This window comes from Streptomyces sp. NPDC014861, from assembly GCF_043081625.1.
GTDB lineage: Bacteria > Actinomycetota > Actinomycetes > Streptomycetales > Streptomycetaceae > Streptomyces.
In genome coordinates this window covers 234414-247457 of record NZ_JBIBWV010000007.1, presented here as the reverse complement: position 1 = coordinate 247457, position 13044 = coordinate 234414, and the positions used below count along the sequence as shown (strand labels likewise).

13 protein-coding genes are annotated in these 13044 nt (G+C 72.0%); 11 read left to right on the top strand and 2 right to left on the bottom strand.

Translation table 11 applies throughout. From position 1 onward, the window contains the following. Nucleotides 1-34: 34 nt before the first annotated feature. The 9 genes from ACF1BN_RS17470 (at nt 35) to ACF1BN_RS17430 (ending at nt 9825) form a co-directional block, all read left to right on the top strand. Nucleotides 35-823 (top strand): enhanced serine sensitivity protein SseB C-terminal domain-containing protein, encoded by a 789-nt coding sequence (locus ACF1BN_RS17470; protein ID WP_392332477.1) that lies wholly within the window; start codon nt 35-37, stop codon nt 821-823. Between the two features lie 225 nt (nt 824-1048). Further along, complete coding sequence (locus tag ACF1BN_RS17465; RefSeq protein ID WP_392332476.1) at nt 1049-2716, top strand: ABC transporter substrate-binding protein; 1668 nt, start codon at nt 1049-1051, stop codon at nt 2714-2716. A gap of 92 nt (nt 2717-2808) precedes the next feature. Continuing rightward, nucleotides 2809-3804 (top strand): ABC transporter permease, encoded by a 996-nt coding sequence (locus ACF1BN_RS17460; RefSeq protein ID WP_392332475.1) that lies wholly within the window; start codon nt 2809-2811, stop codon nt 3802-3804. Then, nucleotides 3804-4763, top strand: coding sequence for an ABC transporter permease (locus ACF1BN_RS17455; RefSeq protein ID WP_392332474.1), 960 nt, complete (start codon nt 3804-3806; stop codon nt 4761-4763). Before ACF1BN_RS17460 ends, ACF1BN_RS17455 begins: the two co-directional genes overlap by 1 nt. Nucleotides 4764-4765: 2 nt before the next feature. Then, nucleotides 4766-5758: an ABC transporter ATP-binding protein gene (locus tag ACF1BN_RS17450; protein WP_392332473.1), complete on the top strand. Its 993-nt coding sequence runs from the start codon at nt 4766-4768 to the stop codon at nt 5756-5758. Further along, nucleotides 5755-6906 (top strand): ABC transporter ATP-binding protein, encoded by a 1152-nt coding sequence (locus ACF1BN_RS17445; RefSeq protein ID WP_392332472.1) that lies wholly within the window; start codon nt 5755-5757, stop codon nt 6904-6906. The genes ACF1BN_RS17450 and ACF1BN_RS17445 overlap by 4 nt, the downstream gene beginning before the upstream one ends. Nucleotides 6907-6992: 86 nt before the next feature. After that, nucleotides 6993-7670 (top strand): trimeric intracellular cation channel family protein, encoded by a 678-nt coding sequence (locus ACF1BN_RS17440; protein ID WP_392332471.1) that lies wholly within the window; start codon nt 6993-6995, stop codon nt 7668-7670. Nucleotides 7671-7693: 23 nt separating this feature from the next. Beyond that, nucleotides 7694-8557: a thioesterase family protein gene (locus ACF1BN_RS17435; RefSeq protein WP_392332470.1), complete on the top strand. Its 864-nt coding sequence runs from the start codon at nt 7694-7696 to the stop codon at nt 8555-8557. A 104-nt stretch (nt 8558-8661) separates the two neighbouring features. After that, nucleotides 8662-9825: a cysteine desulfurase family protein gene (locus tag ACF1BN_RS17430; protein WP_392332469.1), complete on the top strand. Its 1164-nt coding sequence runs from the start codon at nt 8662-8664 to the stop codon at nt 9823-9825. Nucleotides 9826-9882: 57 nt separating this feature from the next. On the opposite strand, the gene ACF1BN_RS17425 is transcribed toward ACF1BN_RS17430, so the two are convergent. Next, nucleotides 9883-10536: an N-acetylmuramoyl-L-alanine amidase gene (locus tag ACF1BN_RS17425; RefSeq protein ID WP_392332468.1), complete on the bottom strand. Its 654-nt coding sequence runs from the start codon at nt 10534-10536 to the stop codon at nt 9883-9885. A 60-nt stretch (nt 10537-10596) separates the two neighbouring features. Here ACF1BN_RS17425 and mnmA point away from each other — a divergent pair, with 60 nt between their 5' ends. Further along, nucleotides 10597-11721 (top strand): tRNA 2-thiouridine(34) synthase MnmA, encoded by a 1125-nt coding sequence (mnmA, locus tag ACF1BN_RS17420; protein WP_392332467.1) that lies wholly within the window; start codon nt 10597-10599, stop codon nt 11719-11721. 15 nt (nt 11722-11736) lie between these two features. On the opposite strand, the gene ACF1BN_RS17415 is transcribed toward mnmA, so the two are convergent. Further along, nucleotides 11737-12300, bottom strand: a complete 564-nt coding sequence (locus ACF1BN_RS17415; protein ID WP_392332466.1) for an alpha/beta fold hydrolase — start codon at nt 12298-12300, stop codon at nt 11737-11739. A gap of 118 nt (nt 12301-12418) precedes the next feature. On the opposite strand from ACF1BN_RS17415, the gene ACF1BN_RS17410 reads away from it, so the two are divergent. Continuing rightward, nucleotides 12419-12952 carry a TIGR00730 family Rossman fold protein gene (locus tag ACF1BN_RS17410; RefSeq protein WP_392332465.1) on the top strand — a complete coding sequence of 178 codons (534 nt, stop codon included), beginning with the start codon at nt 12419-12421 and terminating at the stop codon, nt 12950-12952. The last annotated feature ends 92 nt before the right edge of the window (nt 12953-13044 follow it).

The following is a 13044-nucleotide window of genomic DNA, read 5'->3' as shown; positions in this document are numbered from 1 at the left end:
CCGAGCCGTACCAGACAGAGGGGCGGAACCCAGGGTGAGCGCGTCAGGCGCGACCGGACAGGTCGAGCACATGCTGCGCCAGGTGGCGCCCGGACGCTACGACGCGTACGAGGGACTGCTGCACGCCCTGGCCGACGGCGAGTTGTACATGCTGCTCTGGCAGGGCTCGGCGGGCTCGCCGGAGGCCCAGTACGGCAACATGGAGGTCGACGGGTACGGCTACGCCCCCTGCGTCACCTCGCCCGGCGAACTCTCCGCGTCCGGCTGGAACCGCTCCCACGAGTGCGTCACGGGCCGCGAGATCGCCCGCGCCCTCTACCCGGAGCGCTGGGGCGTCTGGCTGAATCCGCACGCCCCCGGCGGCGGCGTCGGCATCCCCTGGGTCGACCTGCGCCGGATCGCCACCGGCCTCGACCGGATGCCCGCGGGACCGCTGCGGGTCTCCGAACCCGCGCTGGAGATCCCGCAGTTCTACGCCCAGCTCACCCAGAACGCGCACCGGACGCCCGCCGTCCGCTCGCTCCGCCGCGGCTGGGTCCAGCCCGCCCTCGGCACCCCGTACCTGGTCATCGGCCTCGACCTGTACGACGGTTCGTCGGCGGCGGTGGACGAGGTGCGGGCGATGATGCGCCAGTCGATCGGCGCCGTGCCCGAGGGCCTGCCCGTCTCGACGGTCGCGCTCTCCGACGCGTACGACCCGGTGGCGCTCTGGCTGAAGGCCCACGCCCGGCCCTTCTACGACCGCGAGGCCCACGGCTCACCGTCCCAGCATGCGGGATCCCACCGTCCGGGATACGGATACCCGCCCGCGCGGCACCGCTGACGCCCGCCCCGCCCGCACGCCCCGCTCTGGCCGAAATTGCTTGCCAGGGCGGGGTTTTGCGTCTACTTGGGACCGCTCCAGCCGTCGATGTCCGGCATCGGACCGTTTTGGTGAGTGTCCGGGTCTCAGGTTGGTATCACCGCTATGCGGACTGTTCTCTGCCGCGTCACTCGCCAGTAGCGTTCGGCCGGTCAAGACCACACATGGCGACCCAGGGGTGGACCCATGCGCATACTCAATTCCCGGTCGACCCGGGCTCTGACGGCGGCCATCGCGGTCGGCCTCATCGCCACGGGCTGTGCGAGCGAGCGGAAGGAGGGGGACAAGGGCGGGGCCAAGGACACCTTCGTGTTCGGCGCCCCGGGAGACCCGGCCTCCCTCGACCCGGCCCTCGCGAGCGACGGCGAGACCTTCCGGGTCACCCGGCAGGCCTTCGAGGCGCTCCTGGAGCACGAGCCCGGCGGCAGCCAGCTGGTGGGCGGGCTCGCCGAGAAGTGGTCGAGCAACCCCGAGGGCACCGTCTGGACCTTCAACCTCCGCAAGGGCGTGAAGTTCCACGACGGCGAGGCCTTCGACGCGAAGGCGGTCTGCGCCAACTACGACTACTGGTTCAACTGGAAGGGCACCTACCAGTCGAGCGCGGTCTCGTACTACTGGCAGACCATCATGGGCGGCTTCAAGGCCAACGAGGACAAGGAGACGCCCAAGGCGAACTACAAGTCCTGCACGGTCAAGGACGACGCCACCGCCGTCATCGAGGTCTTCGAGCCCTCCGCGAACCTGCCCGGCGGCTTCTCCCTGAACGCCCTCGCGATCCACTCGCCCAAGGCGATCGCGGAGTACGCGAAGCAGCAGGTCACCGAGGCCGGCGACGCCATCACGTACCCCAAGTACAGCCAGGAGGCCGGCACGGTCGCCGGCACCGGCCCGTACAAGATCACGAAGTGGAACAAGGGCAACAAGGAAGTCGCCCTGGAGCGCTTCGACGACTACTGGGGCGAGAAGGCCAAGGTGAAGAACCTGGTCTTCCGCACGATCGACACCGAGGACGGCCGCCGCCAGGCGCTCCAGGCCGGCGACATCGACGGCTACGACCTCGTCGCCCCCGCCGACATCAAGACCCTCGAGGGCGCGGGCTTCCAGGTCCCGACCCGCGACGTCTTCAACCTGCTCTACCTCGGCATGACGCAGGAGGCCAACCCGGCGCTGAAGAAGCCCGAGGTCCGCCAGGCCATCGCGCACGCCGTCGACCGCGAGAACATCGTCAAGACCCAGCTGCCCGAGGGCGGCAAGGTCGCGACCCAGTTCATGCCCGACACGGTCGCCGGCTACTCGGAGAACGTGAAGAAGTACGCGTTCGACACCGCCAAGGCCAAGCAGCTCCTCGCCGGCGCCGGCGCGAGCAACCTCGCGGTCGACTTCTGCTACCCGACCGAGGTCACCCGCCCGTACATGCCCGCCCCGCAGGACATCTTCGAGCTGGTCAAGGCTGACCTCGAGAAGGCCGGCATCAAGGTCACCCCGAAGCCGAAGAAGTGGAACCCGGACTACGTCGACGCCGTGGAGAAGGGCGGCTGCGCCCTCCACATGCTCGGCTGGACCGGTGACTTCAACGACGGCTACAACTTCATCGGCACCTGGTTCGCCGGGTACGACAAGCAGTGGGGCTTCAAGGACGACAAGGTCTTCAACGCGGTGAAGGCCGGCTCGCTCCAGGGCGACCCGACCAAGCGCACGGACCTCTACAAGGCCGCCAACGAGGCGATCATGGAGTACCTGCCGGGTCTCCCGCTGACCTCGTCCCCGCCGGCCATCGCGTTCGGCAAGAACGTGGTCCCGCCGAAGGTCTCCCCGCTGACGCAGGAGAACTTCGCCGAGGTCTCCTTCAAGTAACACCCCCGTAAGCGGTCCGCCCGGTCACGCGCTCCTGCCGTGGCCGGGCGTCCGCGCATCCACCCTCCACACGCAAGAAAGGGGCACGCGGGGTGTTGCGACTCGTCGTACGACGACTTCTCCAGCTCATACCCACCCTGCTCGGCCTGTCGGTTCTGCTCTTCATCTGGCTGAACCGACTGCCCGGCGGACCCGCCTCAGCGATCCTGGGCGAGCGGGCGACCGAAGCCGACGTGGCGCGCATCAACCGCGCGCTGGGCCTCGACCAGCCGCTCTACGTCCAGTACGGACGCTTCCTCAAGCGGCTCCTCGACCTCGACCTGGGCACCTCGGTGCAGACCGGCCAGCCCGTCTGGGACGAGTTCGTCCTCCGCTTCCCCGCCACGGTCGAACTCAGCCTCGCGGCCATGCTCATCGCCACCGTCGTGGGCATCCCGCTCGGCTACATCGCCGCCCGCAAGCGCGGCGGCTGGATCGACGTGGCCTCCGTCTCCGGCTCCCTCATCGGCATCTGCATCCCGGTCTTCTTCCTGGCGCAGCTCCTCAAGGGCGCGTTCGGCGGGATCTTCGGCACCTTCGGCCGCCAGTCCACCGGCATCGACGCCACCAGCGTCACCGGCTTCGCCGTCCTCGACGGCGTGCTCACCGGCGAGCTCGACGCCGCCTGGGACGCCCTCATGCACCTGGTGCTGCCCGGCATCGCCCTGGCCACCATCCCGCTCGCGGTCATCGTCCGGATGACCCGCGCCAGCGTCCTGGAGGTGCTCGGCGAGGACTACATCCGCACGGCCGAGTCCAAGGGCCTGGAGCGCCGGGTCGTCCGCGTCCGGCACGTCCTGCGCAACGCGCTGCTCCCCGTCGTCACCGCCATCGGCCTGCTCACCGGAAGCCTGCTCTCCGGCGCCGTGCTCACCGAGTCCGTCTTCACCTTCGGCGGCATCGGCTCCTTCATCCGGACCGCCATCGACGCCCGCGACTACCCGGTGCTCGTCGGCTTCATCATGTTCATCGCCGTGATCTACGTGCTGATCAACATGCTCGTCGACCTCGCCTACAGCGTCATCGACCCGAGGGTGCGGGTGCACTGATGAGTCTGATCACCACCACTTCGAAGATCGACCGGCTCGCCCAGCTCACGGCGAAGACCGAGACCGCCAGCGGCGCCAGCCTCTGGCGCGAGGCGCTGCGCCGGCTGCGCGCCAGCAAGATGGCGATCATCGGCGGCGTCATCATCGCCGGGTTCGTCCTGCTGGCGATCATCGGTCCCTGGATCGCCCCGTACGGCCCCTCCGAGCAGACCTGGCGCGGAGAGGTCTTCTCCAACCGCGGCGAGTTCGTCGGCGCGCGCGGCGAGAACTGGTTCGGCCTCGACCACCTCGGCCGGGACATGTTCTCCCGGATGCTCGTGGGCGCCCGCCAGACGCTGCTCGTCGGCGTCGTCTCCATGCTCATCGGCCTGCTGATCGGCGCCGTCGTCGGCATCCTGTCGGGCGCCTGCGCGACCCTCGGCGGCAAGGCCGGACGCCGGATCGACGACGCGATCATGCGCGTCACCGACATCCTGCTGGCGCTGCCGTCGCTGCTCCTCGCCGTCTCCGTCGCCGCCGTGATGGGCCAGTCGCTCACCACCGTGATGATCGCCGTCGGTGTGGTGCAGATCCCGGTCTTCGCCCGGCTGCTGCGCGGCTCGATGCTCGCCCAGGGCGGCAGCGACTACGTGCTCGCCGCCCGCTCGCTCGGCATCCGCAAGCGGCGGATCGTCCTCACCCAGATCCTGCCGAACTCGCTGAGCCCGGTGATCGTCCAGGCGACGCTCAGCCTCGCCACCGCCATCATCGAGGCCGCCGCCCTCTCCTACCTCGGACTCGGCAACCCCGACCCGTCGGTCCCGGAGTGGGGCGTCATGCTCTCCGCGGCCCAGCGCTTCTTCGACAACGCGCCGATGATGTCCATGTACCCGGCGGTCGGCATCGTCATCACCGCCCTCGGCTTCACCCTGCTCGGCGAGGCCATGCGCGAAGCCCTCGACCCGAAGCTGCGAGGCTGACCATGCCACTGCTCACCGTGGACGAACTCACCGTCACCTTCGGCGGCCGCGGCCGCAAGGACGTCCGGGCGGTCAACGGCGTCTCCTTCAGCGTCGACCAGGGCCAGGTCGTCGGCCTCGTCGGCGAGTCGGGGTGCGGCAAGTCCGTGACCTCGCTCGCCCTCATGGGACTGCTGCCCGGCAAGGGCGTCACCCTCGGCGGCCGCGCCGACCTCGACGGCACGGACCTCCTGTCGCTCTCCCCGTCGAAGATGCGCGACCTGCGCGGACGCGACATGGCGATGATCTTCCAGGACCCGCTCTCCTCGCTGAACCCGGTCATCCCCATCGGGGTCCAGGTCACCGAGATCCTCCGGCGCCACCGCGGCCTGAAGGGCGAGGCCGCCCGCAAGGAGGCCGCGCACCTCCTCGACCGGGTCGGCATCCCCGACCCGGACCGACGGCTCAAGGAGTACCCGCACCAGCTCTCCGGCGGCATGCGGCAGCGCGCGCTCATCGCCATGGCGGTGGCCTGCGCCCCCCGCCTGCTCATCGCCGACGAGCCGACCACCGCGCTCGACGTCACCATCCAGGCCCAGATCCTCGAACTCCTCAAGGAACTGGTCGACCAGGAGGGCACCGCGCTGCTGATGATCACCCACGACCTGGGTGTCGTCGCCGGCCTCTGCGACCAGGTGAACGTCCTCTACGCCGGCAAGGTCGTCGAATCGGCCGGCCGCCGCGAGCTGTTCGCCCACCCGACGCACCCGTACACCCACGGCCTGCTCGGCTCCATCCCCCGGCTCGACGCCCCGCGCGGCGAACCGCTCCACCCGATCCGCGGGTCCATCAACGACCAGATCGCCTGGGCCGACGGCTGCGCCTTCGCCCCCCGCTGCGACCGGTACGAGATGGAGTGCCTCACCGGCACGCCCGAACTGACCGAACCGCGCGCGGCCGGCCACCGCGCCCGCTGCGCGAACCCGGTCCTCGCCACGACGGAGGTACCGGCATGAGCCTGCTCGAACTCGACGGCGTGAAGGTCCACTTCCCCGTCAAGAAGGGCATCCTCTTCGACCGCACGGTCGGCCACGTCTACGCCGTGGACGGCATCTCGCTCAAGGTCGAGGCGGGCCAGACGTACGGCCTGGTCGGCGAGTCGGGCTGCGGCAAGACCACGCTGGGGCGGGCCGTGCTGCGGCTCGTGGACGTCACCGACGGCTCCGTCGTCCTCGACGGCACCGACGTGGCCAAGCTGCCCGAGAAGGAGCTGCGCCCCTTCCGCCGCCGGCTCCAGATGGTCTTCCAGGACCCGCTGGGCAGCCTCAACCCGCGCCAGAACATCGAGTCGATCCTCAGCGAGGGCATGGCCGCGCACGGGATCGGAGCGAACCAGGACGAGCGCAGGGAGCGGATCCGGGAGATCCTCGCCAAGGTGGGCCTGCCCTCCAACGCCCTCTCCCGCTACCCGCACGAGTTCTCCGGCGGCCAGCGCCAGCGCATCGGCATCGCCCGCGCGCTGGTCCTCGAACCCGACCTGATCATCTGCGACGAGCCGGTCTCCGCGCTGGACGTCTCGATCCAGGCCCAGGTCATCAACCTGCTCGAAGAGCTCCAGGAGTCGATGGGCCTGACCTATCTGGTCATCGCCCACGACCTCGCCGTCGTCCGGCACATCTCGGACGTCATCGGAGTGATGTACCTCGGCTCGCTGGTCGAGGAGGCGCCGAGCGACACGCTGTACGAGGAGCCGCTGCACCCGTACACCCGGGCGCTCATGTCGGCCGTGCCGGTGCCCGACCCGGAGGTCGAGGAGCGGCGCGAGCGGATCCTGCTCCACGGCGACCTGCCCTCCCCGGCCAACCCGCCGACGGGCTGCCGCTTCCACACCCGCTGCCCGTGGGCGCAGCCGAAGTGCTCCGAGGAGCGCCCCGAACTGAGCGACGTGGGCGGCGGCCACAAGGTGGCCTGCCACTTCACCCGGGAGATCCAGGACGGCACGCTCGCCCCGGCGGGCGGGTCGGACGCGGTGGTGATCCCGGCGCAGTCGGAGGCGCCGGGCGAGGAGACGCCCGAGGCGGCTTCCGGTACGGCTCCGGAGGCGGAGAAGGGCCCCGACGCGGAGAAGGCTCCGAAGGCCGAGGACGCGCCCGAGGGCAAGTAGCGCACCCGTGGGCGGAGCCCACCCGGAGAGGGCCCGGTCGCCGTGTGGCGGCCGGGCCCTCTCCGTACACACGGCACAATTGGCCGGTGCTCCACGATCTGTTCAGCCCGTCGGTCCAACACACGCTCGACCTCGTCGGCATCTTCGTCTTCGCCATCTCCGGCGCCCTCCTCGGCGTCCGGAAGAACTTCGACGTCTTCGGCATGGCCGTGCTCGCCGAGGTCACCGCGCTCGGCGGAGGGCTCCTGCGCGACCTCATCATCGGGGCCGTCCCCCCGGCCGCCTTCACCGACCTCGGCTACTTCCTGATGCCGCTGGTGGCCACCGTCCTCGTCTTCTTCCTCCATCCCGAGGTGGAGCGCACGCAGACCGCCGTGAACGTCTTCGACGCGGCCGGCCTCGGCCTCTTCTGCGTGACCGGGACGACGAAGGCGTACGACTACGGGCTCGGCCTCACCTCCTCGGCGGCGCTCGGCCTCGCCACCGCCGTCGGCGGCGGCGTGCTGCGCGACGTGCTCGCCAACGAGGTGCCGTCGCTGCTCCGCTGGGACCGCGACCTGTACGCCGTGCCCGCGATCGTCGGCTCGGCCATGGTCGTCCTGTGCATCCGCTTCGACATCCTGAACGCCTACACCAGCGGCACGGCGGTGCTCACCGCCTTTCTCCTGCGGCTGCTCGCGCTGCGCTACCACTGGCGCGCGCCGCGCGCCTGGAACCGCCGCTCGTCGACCCGCGAGGAGCCCGAAAAAGCTACCGCTCAGTAGTTTCCTGCGGTACCGTCGGCCGTATGAGCACGAGCATCGAGACGAGCCCCGTGGCCGACGCCGCGGCGCTCAGCGAGTTCGACCGGGACACCGCCGTCACCCTCCGCGAGCCGGGTGTCTACGACGCCGAGCTCTCGGCCGGCTGGACGATCATCCACGCCGTCAACGGCGGCTACCTCCTCGCCCTGCTCGGCCGCGCCCTCGGCGACCACCTGCCGCACCCCGACCCGTTCACGATCTCGGCGCACTACCTCACGCCGTCGGCACCGGGCCCCGCCGTCATCAGGACCGAGACCGTCCGCACCGGCCGGACCCTCTCCACCGGCACCGCCTCGCTCTACCAGTTCGCCGAGGACGGCACCGAGGTCGAGCGGATCCGCGTCCTCGCCTCCTACGGCGACCTCGACGCCCTCGCGGAAGACGTCCGCACCAGCGCGGTCCCGCCCGCCTTCGCGCCGATCGACCAGTGCTTCAGCGCCTCCGACGGCCCGGCCCCGCCGATCCCCGGCTCCTCCGCGATCACCGACCGCCTCGACCTCCGCCTCGACCCCGCCTGCGTCGGCTGGGCGATCGGCGCGCCCTCCGGCAAGGGCGAGATGCGCGCCTGGTTCGGTCTGGCCGACGGCCGCGAGCCCGACGCGCTCTCCCTCCTGCTCGCCGTCGACGCCCTTCCGCCGACCGCCTTCGAACTGGGCCTCAAGGGCTGGACCCCGACCGTGGAGCTCACCACCCACGTCCGCTGCCGCCCCGCCCCGGGCCCGCTGCGGGTCTCCATCACCACCCGCAACCTCGCCGGCGGCTTCCTGGAGGAGGACGCCGAGGTCTGGGACAGCGCCGGCCGGCTCGTCGCCCAGTCCCGCCAGCTCGCCCGCGCCCCGCGCGGCTGATCCCGGCGCGCCGCGTCCCCGGCGGCCCCGCGGTCGCCGGGCGGGACGGTCCTGGGCGGGCTCGTCGAGGGGGCCGGCGGCCGGGCTCGTAGAATCGACCCACCATGGCTTACCTCGACCACGCCGCGACCACGCCCATGCTCCCCGAGGCGATCGAGGCGATGACCGCCCACCTCGCCGTCACGGGCAACGCCTCCTCCCTGCACGCCGCCGGACGGCGCGCCCGGCGGACCGTCGAGGAGGGCCGCGAGACGCTCGCCGCCGCGCTCGGCGCCCGGCCCAGCGAGGTGGTGTTCACCTCCGGCGGCACCGAGGCCGACAACCTCGCGGTGAAGGGCCTCTACTGGTCCCGCCGCGACGCCGACCCCCGCCGTACCCGCGTCCTCGCCAGCCCCGTCGAGCACCACGCGGTCCTCGACGCCGTCGACTGGCTCGCCGGTCACGAGGGCGCCACGGTCGAGTACCTGCCGGTCGACGCCCACGGCCGCGTCCACCCGGACGCGCTGCGCGAGGCGATCGCCCGCGACCCGGAGTCCGTCGCCCTCGCCACCGTGATGTGGGCCAACAACGAGATCGGCACCGTCATGCCGGTCCGCGCGCTCGCCGACACCGCCGCCGAGTTCGGCGTCCCGCTGCACGCCGACGCCGTCCAGGCCGTCGGCCAGCTCCCGGTCGACTTCGGCGCCTCCGGACTCGCCGCCATGACCGTCTCCGGCCACAAGATCGGCGGCCCCTACGGCATCGGCGCCCTGCTTCTGGGCCGCGAGCACACCCCCGTCCCCGTGCTGCACGGCGGCGGCCAGGAGCGGCACGTCCGCTCCGGCACCCTCGACGTCCCCGCCGTCGCCGCCTTCGCCACGGCCGCCCGCGCCGCCACCGACGGGCAGGAGGCCTTCGCCCGCGAGATCGGGGCCCTGCGCGACGCGCTCGTCACCGCCGTCCGTACGGCCGTCCCCGACGCCGTCCTCGGCGGCGACCCGGTCGACCGGCTCCCCGCCAACGCCCACTTCACCTTCCCCGGCTGCGAGGGCGACTCCCTCCTGCTCCTCCTGGACGCCGCCGGCATCGCCTGCTCCACCGGCTCCGCCTGCACCGCGGGCATCGCCCAGCCCAGCCACGTCCTCCTCGCCACCGGCACCGACCCCGACCTCGCCCGCGGCACCCTCCGCTTCTCCCTCGGCCACACCTCCACCGAGGACGACGTACGGGCCGTCGCCGACGCCATCGCCCCCGCCGTCGAACGCGCCAGGACCGCCGGCCTCAGCTGAGCCGTTCTTCCTGATCCCGCCCGGCCCGAGAGGAACGACCCGGACCGCCGCCGCGGATCAGGCCGGGAGCTTCGCCCGCTCCCGCCGGACCAGCTCCATGTACCGGTCCCAGTCCCAGTGCGGACCGGGATCGGTGTGGTCGGTGCCCTCGACCTCCGCGTGCTCGATGATGTGCTCCCGGTCGACCGGTATCCCGTGCCGCCGGCAGATGTCCGCCGTCAGCCGCGCCGACGCCTCGTACATGGCCTTCGTGAAGTCCTGCGGCCGGTCCACGAACCCCTCGTGCTCGATGCCGACGCTCCGCTCGTTCATGTCCCGGTTCCCCGCGTGGTAGGCCACGTCGAGCTCCCGAACCATCTGCGCCACCCGCCCGTCCTTGCCGACCACGTAGTGCGTGGCGGCCTCGTGCAGCGGGTTCCTGAAGACCTTCAGGGCGGTGGCGTAGCTGCCCTGCACCACGTGGATCACCACCCGGTCGATCCGGTAGTCGTCCGGGCGGTCCGCCCGCCGCGAGTTCGCCTGGTGCGCCGCCGTCCACGCCGCGGCCCGGTAGTCCAGCTCCCCGTCGACACGCGGCTTCTCCATCCACGGCAGCCGCCACCAGGCCCGCGCCAGCTCCTCGCGCGCCAGCACGCCCGTACCCACGACGGCGACCCCGCCGCCGATCAGCACGGCGCGCCGGCCGACCTTCTTCCCGTTCTCGCTCCCCATGCCCCCCAGAACGCCGGTCCCGGCCGCGCGGTTCCCGCCGACCCGTACCCTGGTAGGGCTATGACTCAGACTCCGCGCCCCCTTCGCGTCCTCGCCGCCATGTCCGGCGGAGTGGACTCCGCCGTCGCCGCCGCCCGAGCCGTCGAGGCCGGGCACGACGTCACCGGCGTGCACCTCGCGCTCTCGGCGAACCCGCAGTCCTTCCGCACCGGAGCCCGCGGCTGCTGCACGATCGAGGACTCGCGCGACGCACGCCGGGCCGCCGACGTCATCGGCATCCCCTTCTACGTGTGGGACCTCGCCGAGCGCTTCCGCGCGGACGTCGTCGACGACTTCGTCGCGGAGTACGAGGCCGGCCGCACGCCCAACCCCTGCCTGCGGTGCAACGAGAAGATCAAGTTCGCCGCCCTGCTCGACAAGGCGCTCGCCCTCGGCTTCGACGCCGTCTGCACCGGCCACTACGCCACCGTCGTGCTGAACGAGGACGGCGGCCGCGAGCTGCACCGCGCCTCCGACATGGCCAAGGACCAGTCGTACGTCCTCGGCGTCCTCGACGAGAAGCAGCTCGCCCACGCGCTGTTCCCGCTCGGCGACACCCTCACCACCAAGGACGAGATCCGGGCCGAGGCCGAGCGGCGCGGCCTCGCCGTCGCCAAGAAGCCCGACAGCCACGACATCTGCTTCATCGCCGACGGCGACACCCAGGGCTTCCTCGCCACCCGCCTGGGCAAGGCGGAGGGCGACATCGTCGACGAGTCCGGCACCCGGCTGGGCACCCACGAGGGCGCCTACGGCTTCACCATCGGCCAGCGCAAGGGCCTCCGGATCGGCCACCCGGCCGCCGACGGCAAGCCCCGCTACGTCCTCGACATCTCGCCCGTGGACAACACGGTCACGGTCGGCCCCGCCGAGGCCCTCGACGTCACCGCCCTCACCGCCATCAAGCCCCGCTGGTGCGGCACCGCCCCCGAGGGCCCCGGCCGCTACACCGCGCAGCTCCGCGCCCACGGCGGCGAGACCGGGGTCGACGCGGTCCTGGAGGACGGCGAGCTGAGGGTCACCTTCGACGAGCCCGTCCGCGGCGTCGCCCCCGGCCAGGCGATCGTCCTCTACGACGGCACCCGCGTGGTCGGCTCGGCGACCATCGCGAGGACCGTGCGGCGCGCGGCCCCCGCCCCCGCGTAGCGGGAGCGGTCCGGCTCACACGTCCTCGGACGACTCCGCCACGAACTCCGCGAGCACCGGCGCCAGCACGTGCGGCGCCACCTCGTGGGTCTGGCCCGTGAGCGTCCGGTGCCGGGCCCGGGGCAGCAGCGCCGACAGCTGCCGGGCCGCCCGCCGCACCGGCGCGGGGCTCGCGCCCCCGTCGACCACCAGCACGCGCGCGTGCACCTGCGGCAGCTCCCCGAGCGCGTCGGGCGCCGGCTCGAAGACCGACACCGCCGCCACCGGCAGCCCCGCCGCCGCGGCCGCCAGCGCCAGCGCGCCCCCCGCCCCGCTGCCGTGCACCGCCGCGCCGGGCCCCGCCGCCGCCAGCACCGCCGCCAAGTCCTCCAGCTCCCGCTCGGACGCCCGGCCGCACCCCCGGCGGTCGTACACGAGCACGGGGAACTCCCGCGCCAGCAGCCGCGCCAGCGGCGCCTCCCCGGCCCCCGCCCCCGGCGCCCCGCTCACCAGCACCATCGCGGGCCCGTCGCCGGCCCCGTACCGCCCGTACGCGATCGTCGTCCCGTCCCGCGACACGACCGTCCTCACCTCGTCCATGGCAGGGCAGACCGGTACCCCCGCCGGAACTCATCGCCGGACCTCGGGATTTCCCGAAGAATCTCGATAACCGCAGCTCAGCGAGGGTCCGGAAAGCCCCGTGGCCTACGGTGTCGACATGAACATCTGCGTCTTCCTCTCCGCCGCCGACCTCGACGAGCGGTACACCGCCCCCGCCCGCGAGTTCGCCGGCCTCCTCGGCAAGGCCGGCCACACCCTCGTCTGGGGCGGCTCCGACACGGGACTGATGAAGGTCGTCGCGGACGGCGTGCAGGAGGCGGGCGGCCGGCTCGTCGGCGTCTCCGTCGACTTCCTCGCCGCCAAGGCCCGCGAGAACGCCGACGAGATGACCGTCACCCGGGACCTCGCCGAGCGGAAGGCCCTCCTCCTCGCCAAGTCCGACGCGATCGTCGTCATGGTCGGCGGCACCGGCACCCTCGACGAGGCCACCGAGATCCTGGAACTGAAGAAGCACGCGAAGCACACCAAGCCCGTCGTCGTCCTCAACACCGCCGGCTTCTACGACGGCCTCAGGGCCCAGTTCCAGCGCATGGAGACCGAAGGCTTCCTCCCCCGGCCCCTCACCGAACTCGCCTTCTTCACCGAGGACGGGGCGACGGCCTTGGCCTACCTGGAGCGGCAGTTGAGCTGACCGTCCTCATCCGCTTCGCGATTGCGTACTTATGAGCGAGCTCCGCTAATGTCATCGAGCGCACATGACACGCACGGGGGATCGGGGGATCT

What these genes read in the sequence shown, in the direction of transcription:
- ACF1BN_RS17465 (WP_392332476.1), top strand. Translation starts at nt 1,049, where the DNA reads ATGCGCATACTCAATTCCCGGTCGACCCGGGCTCTGACGGCGGCCATC.
- ACF1BN_RS17455 (WP_392332474.1), top strand. Translation starts at nt 3,804, where the DNA reads ATGAGTCTGATCACCACCACTTCGAAGATCGACCGGCTCGCCCAGCTC.
- ACF1BN_RS17450 (WP_392332473.1), top strand. Translation starts at nt 4,766, where the DNA reads ATGCCACTGCTCACCGTGGACGAACTCACCGTCACCTTCGGCGGCCGC.
- ACF1BN_RS17445 (WP_392332472.1), top strand. Translation starts at nt 5,755, where the DNA reads ATGAGCCTGCTCGAACTCGACGGCGTGAAGGTCCACTTCCCCGTCAAG.
- ACF1BN_RS17435 (WP_392332470.1), top strand. Translation starts at nt 7,694, where the DNA reads ATGAGCACGAGCATCGAGACGAGCCCCGTGGCCGACGCCGCGGCGCTC.
- ACF1BN_RS17430 (WP_392332469.1), top strand. Translation starts at nt 8,662, where the DNA reads ATGGCTTACCTCGACCACGCCGCGACCACGCCCATGCTCCCCGAGGCG.
- ACF1BN_RS17425 (WP_392332468.1), bottom strand. Translation starts at nt 10,536, where the DNA reads ATGGGGAGCGAGAACGGGAAGAAGGTCGGCCGGCGCGCCGTGCTGATC.
- mnmA (WP_392332467.1), top strand. Translation starts at nt 10,597, where the DNA reads ATGACTCAGACTCCGCGCCCCCTTCGCGTCCTCGCCGCCATGTCCGGC.
- ACF1BN_RS17415 (WP_392332466.1), bottom strand. Translation starts at nt 12,300, where the DNA reads ATGGACGAGGTGAGGACGGTCGTGTCGCGGGACGGGACGACGATCGCG.
- ACF1BN_RS17410 (WP_392332465.1), top strand. Translation starts at nt 12,419, where the DNA reads ATGAACATCTGCGTCTTCCTCTCCGCCGCCGACCTCGACGAGCGGTAC.